Source organism: Amycolatopsis thermalba (assembly GCF_003385215.1).
In the GTDB taxonomy this organism is placed as follows: domain Bacteria; phylum Actinomycetota; class Actinomycetes; order Mycobacteriales; family Pseudonocardiaceae; genus Amycolatopsis_E; species Amycolatopsis_E thermalba.
In genome coordinates this window covers 1-20,216 of record NZ_PQHW01000037.1, presented here as the reverse complement: position 1 = coordinate 20,216, position 20,216 = coordinate 1, and the positions used below count along the sequence as shown (strand labels likewise).

19 protein-coding genes and 1 pseudogene are annotated in these 20,216 nt (G+C 73.9%); 11 read left to right on the top strand and 9 right to left on the bottom strand.

Features of this window, described 5'->3' with window-relative positions:
• The first annotated feature begins 19 nt into the window (after nucleotides 1–19).
• Both D0D15_RS16795 and D0D15_RS16790 read left to right on the top strand, forming a co-directional pair.
• A complete protein-coding gene (locus tag D0D15_RS16795; RefSeq protein WP_094002902.1) occupies nucleotides 20–934 on the top strand; it encodes a PAC2 family protein in 915 nt (304 codons plus the stop codon).
• A complete protein-coding gene (locus D0D15_RS16790) occupies nucleotides 931–2,058 on the top strand; it encodes an MFS transporter (protein WP_115944555.1) in 1,128 nt (375 codons plus the stop codon). The genes D0D15_RS16795 and D0D15_RS16790 overlap by 4 nt, the downstream gene beginning before the upstream one ends.
• On the opposite strand, the gene D0D15_RS16785 is transcribed toward D0D15_RS16790, so the two are convergent.
• Nucleotides 2,041–2,865 carry a metallophosphoesterase family protein gene (locus D0D15_RS16785; protein ID WP_094002900.1) on the bottom strand — a complete coding sequence of 275 codons (825 nt, stop codon included), beginning with the start codon at nucleotides 2,863–2,865 and terminating at the stop codon, nucleotides 2,041–2,043. The two genes, D0D15_RS16790 and D0D15_RS16785, sit on opposite strands and share 18 nt — an antisense overlap.
• A gap of 182 nt (nucleotides 2,866–3,047) precedes the next feature.
• On the opposite strand from D0D15_RS16785, the gene D0D15_RS16775 reads away from it, so the two are divergent.
• Nucleotides 3,048–4,631: an ABC-F family ATP-binding cassette domain-containing protein gene (locus D0D15_RS16775; protein WP_115944554.1), complete on the top strand. Its 1,584-nt coding sequence runs from the start codon at nucleotides 3,048–3,050 to the stop codon at nucleotides 4,629–4,631.
• 15 nt (nucleotides 4,632–4,646) lie between these two features.
• Here the strand turns inward: D0D15_RS16775 and mshC are convergent, their stop codons facing one another.
• From mshC to D0D15_RS16760, 3 genes are read right to left on the bottom strand one after another with little or no spacing between them, the layout of a single operon-like run.
• Entirely contained in the window at nucleotides 4,647–5,885 is a 1,239-nt protein-coding gene (gene mshC / locus D0D15_RS16770) for a cysteine--1-D-myo-inosityl 2-amino-2-deoxy-alpha-D-glucopyranoside ligase (protein ID WP_094002898.1), read from the bottom strand.
• 57 nt (nucleotides 5,886–5,942) lie between these two features.
• Entirely contained in the window at nucleotides 5,943–6,656 is a 714-nt protein-coding gene (locus tag D0D15_RS16765) for a GH25 family lysozyme (RefSeq protein ID WP_233157004.1), read from the bottom strand.
• A gap of 58 nt (nucleotides 6,657–6,714) precedes the next feature.
• A complete protein-coding gene (locus D0D15_RS16760) occupies nucleotides 6,715–7,302 on the bottom strand; it encodes a TetR/AcrR family transcriptional regulator (protein ID WP_094002897.1) in 588 nt (195 codons plus the stop codon).
• Between the two features lie 74 nt (nucleotides 7,303–7,376).
• On the opposite strand from D0D15_RS16760, the gene D0D15_RS16755 reads away from it, so the two are divergent.
• Nucleotides 7,377–8,699, top strand: coding sequence for a cytochrome P450 (locus D0D15_RS16755; protein WP_115944553.1), 1,323 nt, complete (start codon nucleotides 7,377–7,379; stop codon nucleotides 8,697–8,699).
• A gap of 48 nt (nucleotides 8,700–8,747) precedes the next feature.
• The gene (locus D0D15_RS16750; RefSeq protein ID WP_094002895.1) at nucleotides 8,748–9,113 is read left to right on the top strand and encodes a cupin domain-containing protein; all 366 of its coding nucleotides are present in this window, start codon (nucleotides 8,748–8,750) and stop codon (nucleotides 9,111–9,113) included.
• Nucleotides 9,114–9,227: 114 nt separating this feature from the next.
• Here the strand turns inward: D0D15_RS16750 and D0D15_RS16745 are convergent, their stop codons facing one another.
• Nucleotides 9,228–11,186, bottom strand: coding sequence for a VWA domain-containing protein (locus D0D15_RS16745; protein WP_094002894.1), 1,959 nt, complete (start codon nucleotides 11,184–11,186; stop codon nucleotides 9,228–9,230).
• Nucleotides 11,183–12,580 (bottom strand): ATP-binding protein, encoded by a 1,398-nt coding sequence (locus tag D0D15_RS16740; protein WP_094002893.1) that lies wholly within the window; start codon nucleotides 12,578–12,580, stop codon nucleotides 11,183–11,185. Before D0D15_RS16740 ends, D0D15_RS16745 begins: the two co-directional genes overlap by 4 nt.
• Nucleotides 12,581–12,659: 79 nt before the next feature.
• Here D0D15_RS16740 and D0D15_RS16735 point away from each other — a divergent pair, with 79 nt between their 5' ends.
• The 3 genes from D0D15_RS16735 (at nucleotide 12,660) to D0D15_RS16725 (ending at nucleotide 14,833) form a co-directional block, all read left to right on the top strand.
• Nucleotides 12,660–13,457, top strand: a complete 798-nt coding sequence (locus tag D0D15_RS16735; RefSeq protein WP_162830592.1) for a hypothetical protein — start codon at nucleotides 12,660–12,662, stop codon at nucleotides 13,455–13,457.
• A gap of 66 nt (nucleotides 13,458–13,523) precedes the next feature.
• Nucleotides 13,524–14,444 (top strand): hypothetical protein, encoded by a 921-nt coding sequence (locus D0D15_RS16730; protein WP_094002891.1) that lies wholly within the window; start codon nucleotides 13,524–13,526, stop codon nucleotides 14,442–14,444.
• 65 nt (nucleotides 14,445–14,509) lie between these two features.
• The gene (locus D0D15_RS16725) at nucleotides 14,510–14,833 is read left to right on the top strand and encodes a hypothetical protein (RefSeq protein WP_094002890.1); all 324 of its coding nucleotides are present in this window, start codon (nucleotides 14,510–14,512) and stop codon (nucleotides 14,831–14,833) included.
• A gap of 3 nt (nucleotides 14,834–14,836) precedes the next feature.
• Here the strand turns inward: D0D15_RS16725 and D0D15_RS16720 are convergent, their stop codons facing one another.
• Genes D0D15_RS16720 through fabG form a run of 3 tightly spaced genes read right to left on the bottom strand, consistent with a single transcriptional unit; the run spans nucleotide 14,837 to nucleotide 17,428 of the window.
• Nucleotides 14,837–15,874 carry a ferrochelatase gene (locus tag D0D15_RS16720; RefSeq protein WP_115944551.1) on the bottom strand — a complete coding sequence of 346 codons (1,038 nt, stop codon included), beginning with the start codon at nucleotides 15,872–15,874 and terminating at the stop codon, nucleotides 14,837–14,839.
• 45 nt (nucleotides 15,875–15,919) lie between these two features.
• Nucleotides 15,920–16,687, bottom strand: coding sequence for an enoyl-ACP reductase FabI (gene fabI, locus D0D15_RS16715; RefSeq protein ID WP_094002888.1), 768 nt, complete (start codon nucleotides 16,685–16,687; stop codon nucleotides 15,920–15,922).
• Nucleotides 16,688–16,723: 36 nt separating this feature from the next.
• Nucleotides 16,724–17,428: a beta-ketoacyl-ACP reductase gene (gene fabG / locus D0D15_RS16710; RefSeq protein WP_094002887.1), complete on the bottom strand. Its 705-nt coding sequence runs from the start codon at nucleotides 17,426–17,428 to the stop codon at nucleotides 16,724–16,726.
• Nucleotides 17,429–17,646: 218 nt separating this feature from the next.
• Between fabG and D0D15_RS16705 the strand changes: the two genes are divergently transcribed.
• The 3 genes and pseudogenes from D0D15_RS16705 to D0D15_RS37575 all read left to right on the top strand — a co-directional run.
• Complete coding sequence (locus tag D0D15_RS16705) at nucleotides 17,647–18,957, top strand: MFS transporter (protein WP_094002886.1); 1,311 nt, start codon at nucleotides 17,647–17,649, stop codon at nucleotides 18,955–18,957.
• Between the two features lie 10 nt (nucleotides 18,958–18,967).
• Nucleotides 18,968–19,624 carry a response regulator transcription factor gene (locus D0D15_RS16700; protein ID WP_094003123.1) on the top strand — a complete coding sequence of 219 codons (657 nt, stop codon included), beginning with the start codon at nucleotides 18,968–18,970 and terminating at the stop codon, nucleotides 19,622–19,624.
• Nucleotides 19,625–20,216, top strand: a pseudogene (locus tag D0D15_RS37575) (sensor histidine kinase); the annotation flags it as partial.

Genomic DNA, 20,216 nt, shown 5'->3' with positions numbered 1-20,216 from the left:
CGGGTCGTAGGCTGGGTGGGTGAGTGACCCAGCCGACGCGATCCCGCAGCCCGAGCAGTCCGTCCCCGGGGGCGCCACGTCCCGGGAACGGGTCATGGTCGTCGCCTTCGAAGGCTGGAACGACGCAGGTGACGCGGCCAGCACCGCCCTGGAGCACCTCCAGCTCAGCTGGGACGCCAAGCCCCTCGCGGAGCTGGAGCCGGACGACTACTACGACTTCCAGGTCAGCCGCCCGACGGTGCGGATGGTGGACGGCGTCACCCGGCGGGTGGAATGGCCGACCACGCGCCTGTCCATCTGCCACCCGCCCGGCTACGACCAGGACATCGTGCTGGTGACCGGCCCGGAACCGAACATGCGGTGGCGCGCCTTCTGCCGCGAGCTGCTCGGCCACATCGAGGAGCTGGGCGTGTCCACCGTGGTCACGCTCGGCGCCCTGCTGGCCGACACCGCCCACACCCGCCCGGTCCCGGTCACCGGCACCGCCTACGACCCGGAGGCCGCGGCGCGGTTCGGGCTGGAACGCAGCCGCTACCAGGGCCCCACCGGCATCGTCGGGATCCTGCAGGACGCGTGCGTGCAGGCGGGCATCCCGGCGATCTCCATCTGGGCCGCGGTGCCGCACTACGTGTCGCACCCGCCCTCACCGAAGGCGACGCTGGCGCTGCTGCACAAGCTCGAAGACGTCCTGGACGTCGAGGTGCCGCTGGGCGCGCTGCCCGAGCAGGCCGAGGAGTGGCAGCAGACGGTCAGCGAGATGGCCGAGGAGGACGAGGAGATCGCCGAGTACGTCCGCTCGCTGGAGGAGCGCGGCGACGCCGAAACGGCGATCACCCTGGAGGAGTCCAGCGGCGAGAAGATCGCCGCCGAGTTCGAGCGCTACCTGCGCCGGCGCCGTCCGGGCGCGGAGGGGCCGGGACCGGCAGGCCGGTGAGCGGGCGGCCCGCCCGCGTCGCCCTCTACGTCGGTGGCCTCCTCGGCCCGTTCGGGGGCGGGGTGGTGTCGTCGATGCTGCCCGAGCTGTCGGCGAGCTTCGGCGTGTCGCCCGCGACCGCGGCGTCCTCGCTGACCGCGTACCTGCTGCCGTTCGCGCTGGTGATGCTCGTGTCCGGCACCTACGGCGCGCGGTGGGGGCCGGTCCGCACGATCCGGATCGCCTACGCCGGTTACGTCCTGGCGGCGGCGCTGGCCGCGGTGGTGCCGTGGTTCTGGCTGTTCCAGGTCACCCGCGGGCTGCAGGGCGTGGCCAACGCGTTCACCACCCCGCTGCTGCTGACCAAGCTCGCGGCGATCACCCCGGCGGACCGGCTCGGCCGCGCGCTCGGCGCGTTCGGCGCGATGCAGGCGCTCGGGCAGACCTCGGCGCCCCTGGTCGGCGGGCTGGCCGCGGAGGGCGACTGGCGGTGGGCGTTCGCCGGGATCGCGGTGGTCGCGCTGGTGCTGGCGGCGAGCCCGCTGCCGCCGGACCACTCGGCGGCCGAGCCGGGATCGCGGCTGCGGGACGCGTTCCGGCCGGTCGTGCTGTGGGCCGGGGGCGTGGTGTTCCTGGCCTGGGCGTGCCTGGCCGGGCTGCCGTTCCTGGTGGCGTTCCGGATCGACGACCTGTTCGCCCTCACCCCGGGGGTGCGCGGGCTGGTGCTGACCGCGTACGGGATCGCCGGGTTCGTCGCCGCTCGGCTGGTCGGCGCCGCGTCGGACCGGTTCGGGCCGCGGGTGGCGCTCGACGCCGGGCTGCTGCTCGGCGCGGCCGCGATGGCCTCGATCGGGCTGTTCCCGTCGCTGCCCGCGGTGACGATCGCGTGGGCCGTCGGCGGGGTGTGCGGCCAGCTGGTGCTGGTCGGGATCAACGCGACGGTGCTCGGCGGGGCGGGCGGCGGGCGCAGCGGCGCGATCGCGGTGGTCACCGCGCTGCGGTTCCTCGGGATGTCCGCCTCCCCCGCCGTGTTCACCGGGCTCTACCACGCCAGCCCGGCGCTGAGTTTCCTCGTCGCGGCCGGGGTGCTGGTGGTGACGGTGCCGCTGCTGGCGCTGCGGCCGCGGTCAGAGGATGCGGCGTAGCGGGATCGGGCCGCGGGCGCGCTTGCGCCACTCGCGCGGGTAGCCGAGCGAGACCTCCTCGAAGCGGACGCCGTCGGCCCACGTGGTGCGCGGGATGTGCAGGTGCCCGAACACCGCGACCTCGGCGCGGTAGCGCAGGTGCCAGTCCTCGGTGCGGGTGGTGCCGCACCACAACGCGAACTCCGGCCAGCGCAGCGGCGCGGTCGGGTGGCGGTGCAGCGGCCAGTGCGACAGGAGGACCGTGCCGTGGCCGGCGGGGATGGCGTCCAGGCGCTGCTCGCTGACCTTGAGCCGGTGGGCGCACCAGTCCTGGCGGGTGGGGTGCGGGTCGGGGTGCAGGTAGAACTCGTCGGTGCACACCACGTTCGCCTCGCGGGCCTGGCCGAGCGCCTCGGCCAGGGACACGTCCTCGGCCTGCGGGGTGCGCCAGCTGTAGTCGTAGAGCAGGAACAGCGGGGCGATGGTGAGCGGCCGGCCGGCGTGGGGCCAGACCAGGTACTCGTCCTCGGGGGTGCGGACGCCGAGCTCGCGGCAGCGCTGCACGAGGTGCCGGTAGCGGGCCTCGCCGCGCAGATCGTTGCCGTCCCGGGGGACGGTCCACAGCTCGTGGTTGCCCGGAACCCACACCACCTCGGCGAAGCGCTGCTTGAGGGTGTCCAGGGTGGTGGTGATCGCCTCGATCCTCTCGGCCACGTCGCCGGCCACCAGCAGCCAGTCCTCCGGCGAGTCCGGCCGGATTTCGTCGATCAGCGGCGCGTTGCCGTTGTGGGTGACGTGGAGGTCGCTGGTGGCGTAGAGGTGGGGCACGGCTCCACCGTAGTCATGCGCCGCACCGGCCCTCCCGGTCGGCAAGATCCGGCTGCGAGAAAAAGAGTTGACCGCCCGCGCTAGCCTGGAAGCGCCATGAAGAACTGACATCCCGTCCGACCCGCGTCCGCGGCCAGCCGGCCCGGCGGGTTCCGCCGTCACACTCCGGCCGGTGATGTCCCATGTCTTTGCGCGTTCACGAACTCTCCTTCTCCTACGGCGACCGCGTCGTCTTCGACCGCTTCGACTTCGCCGCCGACCCGGGCCACCGCGTCGGCCTGGTCGGCGAGAACGGCGCCGGCAAGTCCACGCTGCTGAAGCTCCTCGCGGGCCTCGAACGCCCGCACGGCGGCACCGTCCACACCGGACCGGACGTGGGCTTCCTCCACCAGGAACTGCCCTACCCCGCCGGCACCCCGGTGTCCGCGGTCGTCGAGGACGCCCTCGCCGACATCCGCCGCGCGACCCGGCGCCTGGAGCGGCTCACCGAAGCCGTCGCCGACGACCCGTCCGAGGCCACCCTCGCCGAGTACGGCGCGGCGCTGGAGTGGGCCCAGGCGCACGACCTCTGGGACGCCGACCGGCGCGCCGCGATCGTCCTGGACGGTCTCGGGCTGGGCGGAATCGAGCGGCCCGTCGGCGAGCTGTCCGGCGGCCAGCGGTCCCGGCTCGGGCTCGCCGCGCTGCTCATCCGGCAGCCGGCCACGCTGCTGCTGGACGAGCCGACCAACCACCTGGACGACCCGGCGATGGAGTTCCTGGAACGCCACCTCACCGGGCTGTCCGGCACGGTGGTGCTCGCCTCGCACGACCGGGTCTTCCTGGACGCGGTGTGCACGGCGATCGTCGACCTCGACCCGGCGCTGGGCGGGCCGGTGCGCTACGGCGGCGCCTACCGCGACTACCTGGCGCACAAGCGCATCGAACGCGCCCGCTGGGAGCAGCGCTACGCCGGGGAGCAGGCGGAACTGAAGCGGCTGGCCGAATCGGTCACGGTCACCGCGCGCGCCGTCGCCCACGACCGGCCGCCCCGGGACAACGCGAAGATGCTGTACGACTTCAAGACCGGCCGGGTGCAGAAGCAGATTTCCCGGCGGGTCCGCAACGCGCAGCAGCGGCTCGACGAGCTGGCCGCCAACCAGGTGCGCAAACCCCCGCCGCCGCTGCGGTTCGCGGGCGCGCTCACCGCCCCGCCGGGTGAGGACGAGCTGATCCTCTCCGCCCGCGGCATCCGCGGCCCGGGACGGCTGGAGCTGGCCGAGCTGGACGTCACGGCGTCGGCGCGGCTGCTGGTCACCGGCGGCAACGGCGCCGGCAAGTCCACGCTGCTCAGCGTGCTCGCCGGCGGTCTGGCCCCGCACGCCGTGCGGCGCCGGGCGGGCCTGCGGACCGGGATGCTCGCGCAGGACGTCACCCTGCCCGACCCGGCGAAGACCCCGCGGCGGCTCTACGCCGAGGCGGCCGGCCCGGACTCCCCCGAGCTGACCGACCTGGGCCTGATCGCGCCGTGGGACCTCGACCGCCCGGCCGGGGTGCTGTCGGTCGGGCAGCGGCGGCGGCTCGCGCTGGCGATCCTCATCGCCCGGCCCCCGGACCTGCTGCTGCTCGACGAGCCGACCAACCACATCTCGCTCACGCTCGCCGAGGAGCTGTTCGACGCGCTCGGGTCCGCGCCCGGCGCGGTCGTCCTCGCCAGCCACGACCGGTGGCTGCGCCGGGAGTGGGACGGTGCGACCCTGCGGCTGCACCAGGGCCGCACCGTATAGGTCGTTATACGCCGATCAGAGTTCGACGCCCAGCAGCGCGTCGACGGCGACGCGGATCAGGGCGGGCGCGCCCGTGTCGCGCCCGCCCTGCCGCAGCGCCTCGTCGGCCCACGCGTCGACCGCGCGCATCGCGTTGATCGTGTCCAGGTCGTCGGCGAGGTGGTCCCGCAGGCGGGCGATCGTGTCGTCCGCCTCCGGCCCGGACGGCAGCGCCGCGGCCTCGCGCCAGCGGGCCAGCCGCTGCTGGGCGGTGGTGAGCAGGTCGTCGGTCCACGAGCGGTCGCTGCGGTAGTGGCCGGCGAACAGCGCCAGCCGGATCGCGTTGGGGTCGACCCCGTCGGCCCGCAGCCGCGACACGAACACGAGGTTGCCGCGCGACTTGGACATCTTCTCGCCGTTCAGGCCGATCATGCCGCCGTGCACGTAGTGCCGGGCGAACGGGTGCTCACCGGACAGCGCCTCGGCGTGGGCGGCGCTGTACTCGTGGTGCGGGAAGATCAGGTCCGAGCCGCCGCCCTGCACGTCGAAGCCCATGCCGAGCCGGTTGACCGCGATCGCGCTGCACTCGATGTGCCAGCCGGGGCGGCCGGGGCCGAGCTCGGACTCCCAGGACGGCTCACCCGGCCGGGCGGCGCGCCAGAGCAGCGCGTCGAGCGGGTCGCGCTTGCCGGGGCGGTCCGGGTCGCCGCCGCGCTCGGCGAAGAACTTCGCCATGGTCTCGCCGTCGTAGTTCGACTCGTAGCCGAACCGGCCGGTGGCCGAGCGGTCGAAGTAGACGTCCGGGTACTCCGGGTCGTCGGCCCGGTAGGCCGCGCCGTGCGCCAGCAGCTTCGAGATGACCTCGACGATCTCCGGGATGCTCTCCACCGCGCCGACGAACTGCTTCGGCGGCAGCACCCGCAGCGCCTCCATGTCCTCGCGGAACAGGGCGGTCTCCCGCAGGCCGAGCACCACCCAGTCGTCCTGGTCCCGCTCGGCGCGCTCCAGCAGCGGGTCGTCGATGTCGGTCACGTTCTGCACGTAGTGCACCGTGTGACCGCTGTCCCGCCACACCCGGTTGACCAGGTCGAACGCGAGGTAGGTCGCCGCGTGACCGAGGTGCGTGGCGTCGTACGGGGTGATGCCGCAGACGTACATGCGCGCGGTCTTGCCCGGGGCGGTGGGGCGCACCTGCCCGGTGGCGGTGTCGTACAACCGGAGAGGGCGGGGCGTGCCCGGCACGTAGGGCAGCGGCACCGAGGACCAAGTCTTCATACCCCAACCCTAGGTGGCGCCGCGGTGAACCGTCCCGCCCGGTGGGAACGTTTCGCGTCACGAAGCGGTCAGTGACCGCAGTTCGCCGAGCGTGCCGAAGAACGTGTCCTGGTCGCCGGGCAGCGGGCCGGTCACCGCGGACTGCCAGAACTTCGCCGTCCAGCCGCCGGGCACCTCGCCCATCGTCGTGTCGTAGCGGGCCAGCCAGAGGAGGTGGTCGGCGGCGAAGGCGGTGCTGTTCCCGGTGCACGCCGTCCACCAGCGGGCCGTCGTGTAGATGATCGGCGTGTGCCCGGTGCGCCGCTTCAGCTCGGTGCTGAAGTCGCGGATCCACGCGACCATGTCCGCGGGCGGCCTCCCGTAACAGGCGGGAATGCCCGGCGTGTCCTCCAGGTCCAGCGCCGGCGGCAGGGTCATGCCGTCGGCGAACCACTTGCCGTCGTGCGTGTGCAGGTAGGCGGCCTGCTCGGCGCCGCCGGTCTGGTCCGGGCGCGCGTAGTGGTAGGCCGACCGGTACAACCCGGCGGCCTTCGCGCCGCGGAACTGGGCCAGGAAGTTCGGGTTGGCGTACCCGACGCCCGCGGTGTCCTTGACGAACACGAACCGCGCGCCGGCCGCCTTCGCCGCGGCGAAGTCCGGCACGCCCTGCGAGGCGCTGATGTCGAACCCGGCCAGGGGCGCCGCGGGCTGCGCGGACGCCACCGCCGGCGCGAACCCGGCCACCAGGGCCGTCACCACCGCCACCACCCGGAAGATCGTTTTCGTAGCCACGCCCGGACCGTAGATCCACTTCCGGGTCATCGCGCGGCGCGTGACCGCATCGGGTGAGTCAGGCGCCCGGGAACGAGGCGGCCCACATCGCCTCCAGGCCGGCCGTCAGCTGCTCCGACGTCGGCGCCCCCTCCGGGTCGAGCAGCCATTGCACCGCCAGCCCGTCGCAGATGGCGATCACGAAGCTGGCCACCGCCTGGCACCGCGGGTCGTCGGGCCGGGAGCCGTCGGCCAGGGACCGGGCGACCAGCTCGGCGACCTTGGCCCGGCACCGGCGGTAGTGCCCGGCGAACTGCTCCCGCAGCGACTCCGTCCGCTCCGCCTGCGCCAGCGCCTCGACGTAGGACAGCAGCAGCGCCCGGCTGGCCGGCAGGCTGTCCAGCATGGCCGCCCACGCGCGCCGCCCGCGCTCGATCGGCGGGACCGCCGGTTCGGCCATCGCGATCGAGGCCAGCTTGTCGGTCCACTCCTCGAACACCTCGCCGATCGCGGCGTTGAGCAGGCCCGCCTTGGACCCGAAGTGGTACCCGATCGAGTGCAGGTTGGTGTCCGAGGCCGCGACCAGGTCCCGCGCCGTGATGTGCGCGTACCCCTTCTCCTCCAGCAGCCGCCGCGCGGCGGCGAGCAGCTCTTCCCGGTGTCCCACACCCGGCACCCTAGCTGGACACCCGGATTACACGTGCGTATAAATGAGGCACCGGTCACGTCGAGGAGGTCGCGATGAGCGTCGAAACCCCGTCCCGCACGAGCGCGCTCCCGCTGCCGCCGGGGCCGAAGCTCCCGGCGGGCGTGCAGACGGTGCTCTTCGGCAACTTCCGGCACGTGCTGATGCCCCTGCTGCGGCGCCGCTACGGCGACCTCATCCGGCTCAACCTCTACCCCGAGCGCCACGTCGTGCAGCTGGCGAACCCCGACCACATCAGGGCCGTGTTCAGCGGTCCGGCCGACGTCTTCCACGCCGGCGAGGGCAACGTCATCCTCAAGCCGCTGATGGGCCCGCACTCGGTGCTGCTCACCGACGAGGACGTGCACCTGCGCGCCCGCAAACTGCTGATGCCCGCCTTCCACGGCGCGGCGCTGCGCGGGTACCGGGACATGATCACCGAGCTCGCCGAGGCCGAGGTCGCGACCTGGACGCCGGGCCGGGTGTTCCGCTCGCACGAGCGCATGCAGGCGCTGACGCTGGAGATCATCCTGCGCGTGGTGTTCGGCGGCGCCGAGGGGCCGCGGCTGGACGAGCTGCGCGAGCTGCTCACCCGCATCGTCGACATCGGTGTGCTGGAGCTGTTCGGCTGGCACAACGCCAAGCTGCGCCGGGTCGGCCCGTGGCGGCGGTACAGCCTGGCCCAGGACCGGGTGGACGAGCTGCTCTACGCCGAGATCGCCGACCGCCGCAAGGCCGACGACCTCGACGGCCGCGGTGATGTGCTGTCCCGCCTGCTGACCGTGCCCGCCGAGGACGACCGGCTCTCCGACGCCGAGCTGCGCGACCAGCTGATCACCCTGCTGCTGGCCGGGCACGAGACCACCGCGACGGCCCTGGCCTGGTCGTTCCACGAGCTGGCGCGCGACCCGGCGCGGCAGCGGCGCGCGATCGAGGCCGCCGACGCCGGGGACGAGAAGTACCTGGAGGCGGTGGCGAAGGAGGCGATGCGGCAGCACCCGGTGATCTCCGAGGTCGCCCGGCGGCTGACGCGGGACATCGAGATCGGCGGCTACCGGATCCCCGCGGGCCACACGGTGATGCCGTCGATCGCCCTGGTCCAGGGGGATCCGGCGCACCACGACGACCCGGCGGCGTTCCGGCCGGAGCGGTTCCTCGGCGGCGGCCCGGCGAGCGGCACGTGGTTCCCGTTCGGCGGCGGCGTGCGGCGCTGCCTGGGCGCCGGGTTCTCCCTGCTGGAGGCGACGATCGTGCTGCGGGCGGTGCTCACCCGGTTCGCGCTGGAGCCGGACCGCGCCCGCGGCGAGCACGCCAGGCCCCGGCACATCACGATGGTGCCCGGCCGCGGCGCCCGGATCGCGGTCGTCCCCCGGCGCTGAGCGCGGCTACCCTGGGCGGGTCCGTCCGTACTCACAGAGCAGGTTTCCTTGAGCGCCACGATCCCGAGCGAGACCGTCCCGGCGAACCTCACGCGGATCGCCGCGGCGGGCGAGGACGCGCCGGGCGTCCTGTGGCGGCTGCGCGAGGAGGGCCGCCAGCTCGACGCGAACCTCGTGCACCTGCCGGCGGGCGAGCGGATCGGCACCCACACCGAGCCCGACCTCGACGTGCTGCTGGTGGTGGTCACCGGCACCGGGACGGTGACCACCGGGGAGGACGCGGTGGCGGCCGGCCCCGGCTCGCTGGTGTGGCTGACGCGCGGCCAGGCGCGCGCCGTCGAGGCGGGCCCCGGCGGCCTGTCCTACCTCACCGTGCACCGCCGCCGCCCGGGCCTGCGGATCGGGCTCCGCTGACACCGGCGGGGCGCCGGACGCGGAACTCACCGCCGTGAGCGCGGAACTCGCGCGCACGAGCGTGGGACTCGCGCGCACGAGCGTGGGACTCGCACGGCCGGCGGCGCGCGTCACCTAGCGGCGCCGGGTGCGGAGGTAGTCGCTGATCACCGCCGCGCCCAGGCCGTCCGCCTCGGGTGCCACCACCCGGCCGCCGGACCGCCGCGCGATCAGGTCCACGAACGCCGCCAGCCGCGGGTCGTCGCCGAGGCGGAACACCGACACCGACGCCCCCATCTTCGCCAGCCGGTCCACTTCGGACAGCGTCTTGACCAGCGTCCGCGGCTGGGGCGGGTAGTCGAACTCCGCGGTGCCGTCCGCTTCCAGGTGCGCGGTCGGCTCGCCGTCGGTCACCATCAGCACCACCGGCTGCGCGTCCGGGTGCCGCCGCAGGTGCCGTCCGGCCAGCAGCAGCGCGTGGTGCGCGTTGGTGCCCTGCTCCCACACGCCCTCCAGCCCGACCAGCTCCGGCAGCTCCACCGACGTCGCGTACCGGCCGAACGTGATCAGCTGCAACGCGTCGTTGCGGAAGCGCGTGGAGATCAGCTGGTGCAGCGCCAGCGCGGTGCGCTTCATCGGCAGCCAGCGCCCCTCCGACACCATCGACCACGACGTGTCCACGCACAGCGCCACCGCCGCCCGCGACCGCAGCTCGGTCTCCACGACCTCCACATCGGACACGTCCAGCCGCACGCGGCCGCCGCCCGTGGACGCGGTCCGCAGCACGGCGTTGCGCACCGTGCGGGAAACCTCCCACGGTTCCCGGTCGCCGAACTGCCACGGCCGGCTCGCCCCGGTCGGCTCCCCCGCCGCCCCGGCCGACTCGGTCTGCCGCTCGCCGGTCTTGCCGCGCAGCGAGTGCACGATGTCCGACAGCGCCGTCTCCCCCAGGCGCCGCAACGCCTTCGGGGTCAGCCGCAGCGAGCCGTCCGGCGCCCGCTCGAACAGGCCCTGAGACCGCAGCTCACGCTCCAGTTCGGACAGTCGCCGCGCGTCCACCCCGGCGTCCGGCCCGAGCTGGCGTTCCAGCGCCTCCAGGTCGATGTCCTCCAGCCGCGCGCCCGGATAGGACTGGGCCAGCTGCTCCGCCAGGGCGTCCAGCTCCGCCAGGTCCTGCATGGCCTGCGCGCCCTCGCCCAGCCCCAGCGGGTCCTGGCCGCGGAACCGCGCCGAGGAGGTCCAGTCCTCCCCCGGCCGCATCGCCTGCAACCGGGCGTCCAGGCCGGCCAGCTGCTGCCCGATGCGCGGGTCGCCGAACGCCTGCCGCGCCAGCTCGGCCAGCTCCGCCCGCTGCTCGGCCGACATCGAGTTCAGCATCCGCTGCGCCGCGGCGGCCCGCGCGGCGAGCGCGTCGATCAGCTCGTCGACGTCGCGCGGGTTCTCCGGGAAGAACTCGCCGTGGCGGCGCATGAACTCGGCGAACCGCTCGTCGATGTCGTCCACGCCACGGGCGTGGGCGTCGAGCAGCGCGTTCAGGTCCGACAGCATCTGGTGGACGCGCTCGACGTCCTCCGGGCTGGTGCTCTGCAACGCCTGCTTCATGCCCTCGAAACGGGCGTCGAGCATCTCGCGGCCGAGCAGGTCACGGATCTGGTCGTACTTCTCGCGGCCCTCCTCCGAACGCCACGGGTAGTCCGACAGCTCACGCACCGCGGCCGCGGTGCCCGGCGGCAGCGCGTCGAGCTGGGCCTCGGCGAAGCGGGCGTCGTCGGACGGGTCGGGGAACAGCGCCCGCTTCTCGGCATCCAGCGCCTCGTCGAGCAGGCGCCGTACCTCTTGCAGGGTGCCGTCGAGCCGGTGCCGCCGCTGGATCTCGGCACGGCGCTGCCACACCCGGCGGGTCATCTCGTCCAGCCCGCGCGTGTTGCGGGTGCCGCGGCGCAGCAGCTCCTCCAGCGCCGACCGCGGCGAGGCGCCGTCCATGACCTCGCGGCCGATCTCGTCCAGCGCCTCGCGCAGGTCGATGGGCGGGGCGAGCGGGTCGGGGCCCTCGTGCCACGGGCCGTAGGACCAGCCCTGCGGTGCGGTGCTCACGGCCCGTACACCGTGGTCGCGTCGTCGGAGTCCTTCGCCAGCTGCCGCGCCAGGTAGAGCGACTCCAGGGCCAGCTCGACGGCCGCGGCGATGCGGCCCGGCTCGTCGGTGGCGGACACCCCGGCCCGCTCGGCGACCTCGTGCAGCACCGGCAGCTCGGGCAGCGCGGCGAGCAGGTCCGCGCCCGGCACGCGCTCGCCGGTGGCGACCAGGTGCCCGTTGGACACGGCCTCGACCAGCGGGCGCAGGTTGAGCCCGCCGAAGCGCTCGCGGGCGGTCTCGGCGACCGCGCGGCGCAGCAGGTGCACCAGGTGCTCGGTCTCGCGGCCCTCCTCGCCCGGCTCGAACTCGATCTTGCCGCGCAGCACGGCCGGCACCGCCTCCAGGTCGACCGGGCGCGCCACGGCCGGGTGCTCGCCGGTCAGCGCGGCCCGGCGCAACGCGGCCGCCGCGACGGTTTCCGCCGCGGCCACGGCGAACCGGGCCGACACGCCGGAGCGCTGGTCGACCACGGTGGATTCGCGCAGGTTGCGCACGAACCGGGCCAGCACCTCCAGCAGCGGCTCGCCGACCTCCGCGACCAGGTTCGCCTCCTGCCGGACCACGTCCACCTCGGCGGCCACGGTCAGCGGGTAGTGCGTGCGGATCTCGGCGCCGAAGCGGTCCTTGAGCGGGGTGATGATCCGCCCGCGGTTGGTGTAGTCCTCCGGGTTGGCGGTGGCGACGAGCAGCACGTCCAGCGGCAGCCGCAGCGTGTAGCCGCGGATCTGGATGTCGCGTTCCTCCATCACGTTGAGCAGCGCGACCTGGATGCGCTCGGCGAGGTCGGGCAGCTCGTTGATGGCCACGATGCCGCGGTGCGCGCGCGGCACGAGTCCGAAGTGGATGGTCTCCGGATCGCCCAGGCTGCGGCCCTCGGCCACCTTCACCGGGTCGACGTCGCCGATCAGGTCGCCGACCGAGGTGTCCGGGGTGGCCAGCTTCTCGGTGTAGCGCGCCTCGCGGTGCAGCCAGGTCACCGGCAGGTCGTCGCCCAGTTCGGCGGCGCGGCGCCGCGAGGCCGGGGTGATCGGGTCCAGCGGGTGCTCGGCCAGCTCGGAGCCCTCGATCACCGGGGTCCACTCGTCGAGCAGCCCGGCCAGGGTGCGCAGCAGCCGCGTCTTGCCCTGGCCGCGCTCGCCGAGCAGCACGACGTCGTGGCCGGCCAGCAGGGCGCGTTCGAACTGGGGCAGCACGGTCCGGTCGAACCCGACGATGCCCGGCCACGGGTTCCGGCCCTCGCGCAGCGCGGCGAGGAGGTTGTCGTGGATCTCGGTCTTGATGCTGCGCGGCAGGTGCCCGGCGGCGCGCAGCTCTCCCGCTGTGCGCGGGAGGTTCTCGGGTACGGGTGTCACGACTACGACGCTACGCACGTCCCGCGGTGTCGTCGACGTGGAGCAACTCCAGCGGCCGGGTGCCGTATTCTGGGTCGCCGTGTGCTGTCCCAGTGCGACCCTCACCGTGTGGGCCTCGGCGTGGCTGTCCGGAGCCGCGGCGTCCGACGACGTCCTCGACGCGCTCCTGGCGTGGGGCGAGGCGCACGAGGTGGTGGCCGCCGACGCCGAAGCGGCGGTGACGCTCGACCTCCCGCTCACCGGTGACTTCCCCGGCACGCCCGTCCAGCTGCTCGCCGCGTTGCGCGCGCACGGCGCCGGGCCCGCCCGGCTGGTGCTGCCCGCGCCCGGCGACCCGCGTGGCCTCGGCGGCGGCGGGCCGTTCACCGAGGCCGCGATGCGCGCCGGGGAGGCGGTGCTGCTGCCCGACCTCGGGTTCGGCCTGGTGCCGGTGCCGATCGCGGAGGGGCTGGTGCGCTGGTCGGTCCACCGGGCCGCGGTGCCGCTGAGCCCGGACTACGTCGGGCTGAGCGAGGCCGAGCACGGGCTGACCGACGCGATCCGGGATTCGGCGGGCGCGCGGCAGGCGCTGGACGTGGCGCGGGACCGGCCGGGGGTGCGGGCGGAGCTGGCGGCGAAGCTGCGGGCGCGGCCGCGCATGGACTGGCCCGCCGGGACGCCGGGCCGGGCGCTGCGGGTGCTGCAGCGGGCCGACGAGGTGGGCGCCATCCTGGCGATCGCGGAGATCGACGAGCCGGGCGGCGCGCTGTCGTCGTCCGCGGCCGTGCGCCGCGCCGACGCCCTGCGCCCGCTGAGCACGGCGGTCCGCACGGCCCGCTACGCGGCGATCAACGAAGCCGTCCGGCAACTCACCGAACAGGGTGACCGGCAGCCCTGATCGGCGGCTTGACACCGGCGTGTTTCCTTGATCCACACATCGTCGTAGTGGCAGGAGACAGCTTCCGTGGATCTGGGTGACCCCACCACCAACCCCATCTCGTTCACGCTCGGACCGGCGGACGAGTTCTTCACCGAGCCGGTCGGCGCGCGGGACGAGGACGGCTTCCGGCGGGCCTGGCGGCGCATCGTGGCCGAGCACGGCGCCGACGCCGGGCGGGTCACCCGGATCGCCGCCTACTGGGAGCCCTCGGCGGCGGACCGGGAGTTCCTCGACACAACCTTCGCCGATGCCGGGCTGCAGTTCCTCTTCGAACGGCCGGAGCCGGCCGGCTGGGACAGCGCGCTGGAGAAGGCGCAGCAGGTGCTCGACGAGGTCCTGCGCGCCGAGGAGGCCGGGGAACTGGCGGAGGAAGCCCGCCGCGCCCGCGAGAAGCAGGCGAACGGTGAGCTGCTGCCGGTGCTGCGCAGCGGATCGCTCGGCGGCAGCGACGTCGTGCGGCAAACCATGCCGTGGCTGCCGGTGGCCGGGCGCGACCTGTTCGCCACGTTCGCCTACACCGCGCTGACGCCGCGCGGCACGGTCGGGATGCGGCACGTGCTGAACGACCACCTCGACGGCGCGGGCGGCTTCACCGAGGTCGTCACCACAGCGCTGGCCTCGGTGCGGTCCGGCCTGGTCCTGGAGGAGGCGGTCACCGAAACCGGGCGGCTGCTCCGCGTGCACCGCCCGGACGGGTTCGGCGCCGCGGGTGCGGTCATGCTGCCCGACTTCCACGAGCGGATGTCCGGCATCCACGGCTGGGACGAGCTGACGGTGGCCATCCTCTGCCCCGACGAGGCGTGGATCACGCAGTCCGGCACCCCCGACGCCGAGCGGCTCGCGCGGGAGGTGCGGGCGGCCGGGCAGCAGGCGCCCGAGCTGCGCCCCGCGCTGCTGACGGTCACCGCGACGGCGATCGACCTCGTCACCGAAGGCGGGTCGTGACGCGCGGGCGGGCGCGTTCCGTGGTTTGATCTCCCGCGTCGTTTCGTGATGTACGGGGGAACTTCGTGGACTACGTGGACCCGGCCCGCAACCTGATCTCGTTCACCACCGGCACGGGCGCGGTCTTCGCGGAGTCCGCGCCCGCGCAGGCCGTCGACGCCTTCCGCCAGGCCTGGGAGCGCGTCGCCGCGGACCACGGCGTGGACGCGGACCAGGTGATCCGCATCGAGGCCTACTGGCAGCCCGCGCAGTGGGACGAGCGCTACCTCGGGCGGACCTTCGGCGACGTGGAGCTGGAGTACGTCTTCCCCCGGCCCGATCCGGGCGGCTGGCACACCGCGCTGGACCGGGCCCGGGAAGTCCTCGACGAGGTGGCCGCCGCCGACTGAGCGTCAGGCGCGGACGGGCCGCTTCACCGGCTCGCAGCACCCCACCGCGCACGGCACGCCGTTGACCGTGCACCCGGCGAGCGGGAAGTCCGACAGCTTCCGCACCGGCGCTCCCGCCAGGTGCTCGCGCACCAGCTCCACCACCAGCTCCGCGAACCGCGGGTCCCCGTTCGGCGTCGCCACGCGGGCGAACCCCATGCCGTGCTCGGCGGCGCGCTCGGCGGCCTCGTTGTCCAGGTCCCAGATCACCTCGAGGTGGTCGGAGACGAACCCGACCGGGCACACCACGACACCCGTCACGTCCCGGTCGTGCAGCGCGTCGAGGTGGTCGACGATGTCCGGCTCCAGCCACGGCACCTGCGGCGGCCCCGACCGCGACTGCCACACCACGTCGTACTCGGCGACCCCGGCCTGCGCGGCGACCAGCCGCGCGGCCTCGTGGATCTGCCGCGAGTACCGGCGGCCACCCTCCTCCGGCGGCCCGGCGGCCTTGTCCGCGCTCTCCGGCACCGAGTGCGCGGTGAACACGACCCGCGCGCCGGGGACCTGCTCCAGCCCGGCGCGCAGCGCGTCGGCGAACGCGGCGACGAACAGCGGGTGGTCGAAGAAGTGCCGCAGCTTCACCAGTTCCGGCGCGCCCGCGCCGACGGCGGCGCGGGCCCGTTCGATGTCCTCGTCGTACTGGCGGCACGCCGAGTAGCCGCCATAGGCGCTGGTCGGGAACACCAGCGCGCGGCGCACCCCGTCGGCCGTCATCCGGGCGACGGTGTCCTCCACCATCGGCTGCCAGTTGCGGTTGCCGAAGTACACCGGCAGGTCGACGCCCTGCGCGGCCAGCTCCTTCTCCACCGCGGCGATCGCCTCGCGGTTGAGCCGGTTGATCGGCGACACGCCACCGAAGTGCTGGTAGTGCTCGGCGACCTCGAGGAGGCGCTCGCGCGGCACCCCCCGCCCCCGGGTCACGTTCTCCAGGAACGGCATGACGTCGTCCGGTCCCTCCGGACCGCCGAAGGACAGCCACAGCAGCGCGTCGTAACTCACGGTAGACGATTCTGCCGCTGTGGCCGCCTTCACGCTGGATCGGCCCTACTGTCCGAGGGCGTGCACCCCGCCGTCGACCATGATCATCGAGCCGGTGGTGGCCGGCAGCCAGTCCGACAGCACGGCGCAGATGGTCTTCGCGACCGGCGTCGGGTCCTCGGCGTCCCAGCCCAGCGGGGCGCGGTCGCCCCAGCCGCCCTCCAGCTCACCGAAGCCCGGGATGGACTTGGCGGCCATGGTCTTGACCGGGCCGGCCGCCACCAGGTTCACCCGGATGCCCTGCGGCCCCAGGTCGCGCGCCAGGTAGCGGTTGACCGACTCCAGCGCCGCCTTCGCCACGCCCATCCAGTTGTAGGCCGGCCACGCCACGCGGGCGTCGAAGTCCATGCCCACCACCGAGGAACCCCGGGACAGCAGCGGCAGCAGCGCCTTGGTCAGCGACATGAACGAGTACGCCGAGACCTCGACGGCGACCGACACGTCCTCCTTGGGGGCGTCCAGGAACGGCGCGCCCAGGCAGGACTGCGGCGCGAAGCCGATCGAGTGCAGCACCCCGTCCAGCCCGTCGACGTGCTCGCGCACGCGGTCGGCCAGGGTGTCCAGGTGCTCGGTGTTCTGCACGTCGAGCTCGATCACCGGCGCCTCCCGCGGCAGGCGCTTGGCGATGCGCTCCACCAGCGAGAGCCGGCCGAAGCCGGTGAGCACGACCTGCGCGCCCTGCTCCTGCGCGGCCTTCGCCGCGTGGAACGCGATCGAGCCGTCGGTGATCACGCCGGTGATCAGCAGTCGCTTACCTTCGAGAAGTCCGGCCACGCCTGTCCTTTCGGTGTGAAGTTCGGGAGGAAGAAGTCAGTGCCCCATGCCGAGGCCGCCGTCGACCGGCAGCACGGCACCGTTGATGTAGCCCGCCTCGTCGGAGGCCAGGAAGCGCACCGCGGCGGCGATGTCCGCGGTCTCGCCGTAACGCCCCGCCGGGATCTGGTTCAGCGCCGCGGTGCGCTGGTCCTCGGTGAGCGCGTCGGTCATGTCGGTGACGATGAACCCGGGCGCCACCACGTTCGCGGTGATGTTGCGCGAGCCCAGCTCGCGGGCCAGCGACCGCGCCATGCCGACCAGGCCCGCCTTGCTCGCCGCGTAGTTGACCTGCCCGGCGCCGCCGGAGAGCCCCACCACCGACGAGATGAAGATGAACCGGCCCCACTTGCCGCGCAGCATGCCGCGCGAGGCGCGCTTGGCGACCCGGTAGGCGCCGGTGAGGTTCGCGTCGACGACCCGGGTGAACTGGTCCTCGCTCATCCGCATGAGCAGCGTGTCGTCGGTGATGCCGGCGTTGGAGACGACCACCTCGACCGGGCCCTGGTGCTCCTCGACCTGCTTGAACGCCGCGTCGACCTGCTCGCTGTCGGTGACGTCGGCCTGCACGCCGAACAGCCCTTCCGGCGCGCCGGACCCGCGGTGCGTCACCGCCACCTGGTGCCCGGCCTCGGCGAGGCCCCGGGCGATGGCCAGGCCGATGCCGCGGTTGCCGCCGGTGACCAGTACGGACCGTCCCACGTGACACTCCTCGTTCGATTCCCGCAGTTGCCCGGTGAGGTTATCCGGCGGCCGGAGAGCGGGGCAGCACCGCCCGGCCGCCTACGCGGAAGTAACCCGGTGAGCCCGGTCACGAGGACCTTCGTCCTAAGGAACTGTTAGCTCTCGGCGCACTCCCTTGTCCGCGGCGGCCCCGGCCACCGAACGTGGTCGGCGGTCATGAGACAAGGGAGTTTTCGATGACGTCAACCATCGACGCCGGCGAGGACCGGCGCGCCGGCCGCCGTGTGGTGAGCAACATCCTCCGCGGCTCGGTCGGCAACCTGATCGAGTGGTACGACTGGTACGCCTACACCGCGTTCAGCGTCTACTTCGCCGCGACGTTCTTCCCGAAGGGCGATTCGACCGCGCAGCTGCTCAACACCGCGGGCGTGTTCGCCGTCGGGTTCCTGATGCGGCCGCTCGGCGGCTGGCTGCTCGGGCGCTACGCCGACCGGTTCGGGCGGCGCTCGGCGCTGACCCTGTCGGTCAGCCTGATGGCCGCGGGCTCGCTGCTCATCGCGCTGACCCCGGGCTACGGCTCGATCGGGATCGCCGCGCCGCTGCTGCTGGTGCTGGCGCGGCTGCTGCAGGGCATCTCGGTCGGCGGCGAGTACTCGACCTCGGCGACCTACATGTCGGAGGTCGCCACCCGCGGCAAGCGCGGCTACTACTCCAGCTACCAGTACGTCACGCTGATCGCCGGCCAGCTGGTCGCGCTGGCGGTGCAGATCGTGCTGCAGCAGGTGCTCACCACCGAGCAGCTGCACAGCTGGGGCTGGCGGATCGCGTTCGGCGTCGGCGCGGTCGGCGCGGTGATCGTGTTCTGGCTGCGGCGCGGCATGGACGAGTCGGCCGACTTCGAGGCGTCCAAGGCGAAGCGGGGCAGCGCCGCGCACGGCACGCTCAAGGCGCTGGCCAAGCACCCGAAGGAGGTCGCCCTCGTGGTCGGCCTGACCATGGGCGGCACGCTGTTCTTCTACACCTACACGACCTACCTGCAGAAGTTCATGGTCAACACCAGCGGCATCAGCAAGCCGGACGCGGCGTGGATCAACTTCTTCGCGCTCGTGGTGTTCGTGGTGCTGCAGCCGCTCTACGGCGCGCTGTCGGACCGGGTGGGCCGCCGGCCGCTGCTGATCGGGTTCGGCGTGCTGGGCACGCTGGTCACCGTGCCGTCGCTGACGCTGCTGGCGCACACGCGCAACCCGGTGTTCGCGTTCGTGCTGATGGTGGTGCCGCTGGCGATCAGCGCCCTGTACACCTCGATCAGCGCGGTGGTGAAGGCGGAGCTGTTCCCGACCAACATCCGCGCGCTGGGCGTCGGGCTGCCCTACTCGGTCGCGGTCGCGGTGTTCGGCGGCACCGCCGAGTACGTCGCGCTGTGGTTCAAGCAGGCCGGGCACGAGTCGCTGTTCTTCTGGTACGTCACCGCGGTCGTGTTCATCTCGCTGGTCATCTACGTCCGGATGCGCGACACCAGCAAGGAGTCGGCGATGGACGCCTCCTAAGGTGTGGTCCGTGCGCGTGTTGCTGGTGGAGGACGACGACGGGGTGGCCGGCGCCCTCGTCGACTCCCTCGGCGCGCACGGCCACCAGCCCACCCGGGTGCGGCGCGGCGAGGACGCGCTGCTCGCCCACCGGGACGCCGACCTGGCGCTGCTCGACCTCGGCCTGCCCGACCTGGACGGCCTGGAGGTGCTGCGCAAGCTGCGGGCGGTGAGCGCGCTGCCGGTCATCGTGCTCACCGCCCGGGGCGACGAACGATCGGTGGTCCGGGGCCTGCGGCTCGGGGCCGACGACTACCTGGTCAAGCCGGTGCGGCTGAGCGAGCTGCTGGCCCGCATCGAGGCGGTGACCCGGCGCGCCGCGGCCGCGCGGCCGGAACCGCAGGTGGTCGTGGTCGGCGACATCGAGGTGGACCTGGGCGCGCGGCGGGTGGTGGTCGGCGGCGCGGAGGTCGAGCTGACCGCGAAGGAGTTCGCCGTGCTGGCGGCCCTGGCCCGGCGGGCGGGCACCGCGGTGAGCCGGCAGCAGCTGATGGACGAGGTGTGGGGCGACGCGTACGTGGCCGTGTCGCGGTCGCTGGACGTGCACCTGACGCAGCTGCGCGCGAAGCTGCGGCGGCCGGAGCTGCTGACGACGATCCGCGGGTTCGGCTACCGGCTGGGCGCGTAGGTGCGCACCCGCGTCCTGGCCGTGCTGCTGGCCTTCGTCGTGCTCGCGACCGCCGGGTTCGCGCTGCCGCTGCTGAGCGTGACGGCGACCGAGCGCACGCAGCAGCTGCTGCTCGCCCGGACCGCCGACGTGGACCGGTTCGCGGCGCTGGCCGACCAGGCGGTGGCCGCGGGGGACGCGTCGGCGCTGCTGGCCGAGGTGACCCGGTACACCGAGCTGTACGGCGAGGGGATCGTCGTGGTCACCGCCCGGCGCGCCCCGGTGGCGGAGACCGGTGGCCTGGCCGCGGCGGATCCGGCGGTGGCGGAGCTGATCGACGCGGCGCTGCGGAACCAGCCGAGCCAGCCGGCGGCGACCGTGCGGCCGTGGTCGCGGACGCCGGTGCTGCTGGCCCGCCCGGCGGGCACCGGCACGAAGGTCTCGGGGGCGGTGGTGCTTCGGGCGTCGGTGACGAGGGCCGCCGACGACGTGCGGCGCAGCTGGTTCGCGGTGCTGGCCGGGGCGGCGCTGGTGACGCGGGCGGGGGCGGGGCTCGCGCTGGGTGCGACGCGGTGGGTGCTGGGCCCGATGCGGCGGCTGGACCGGGCGGTGG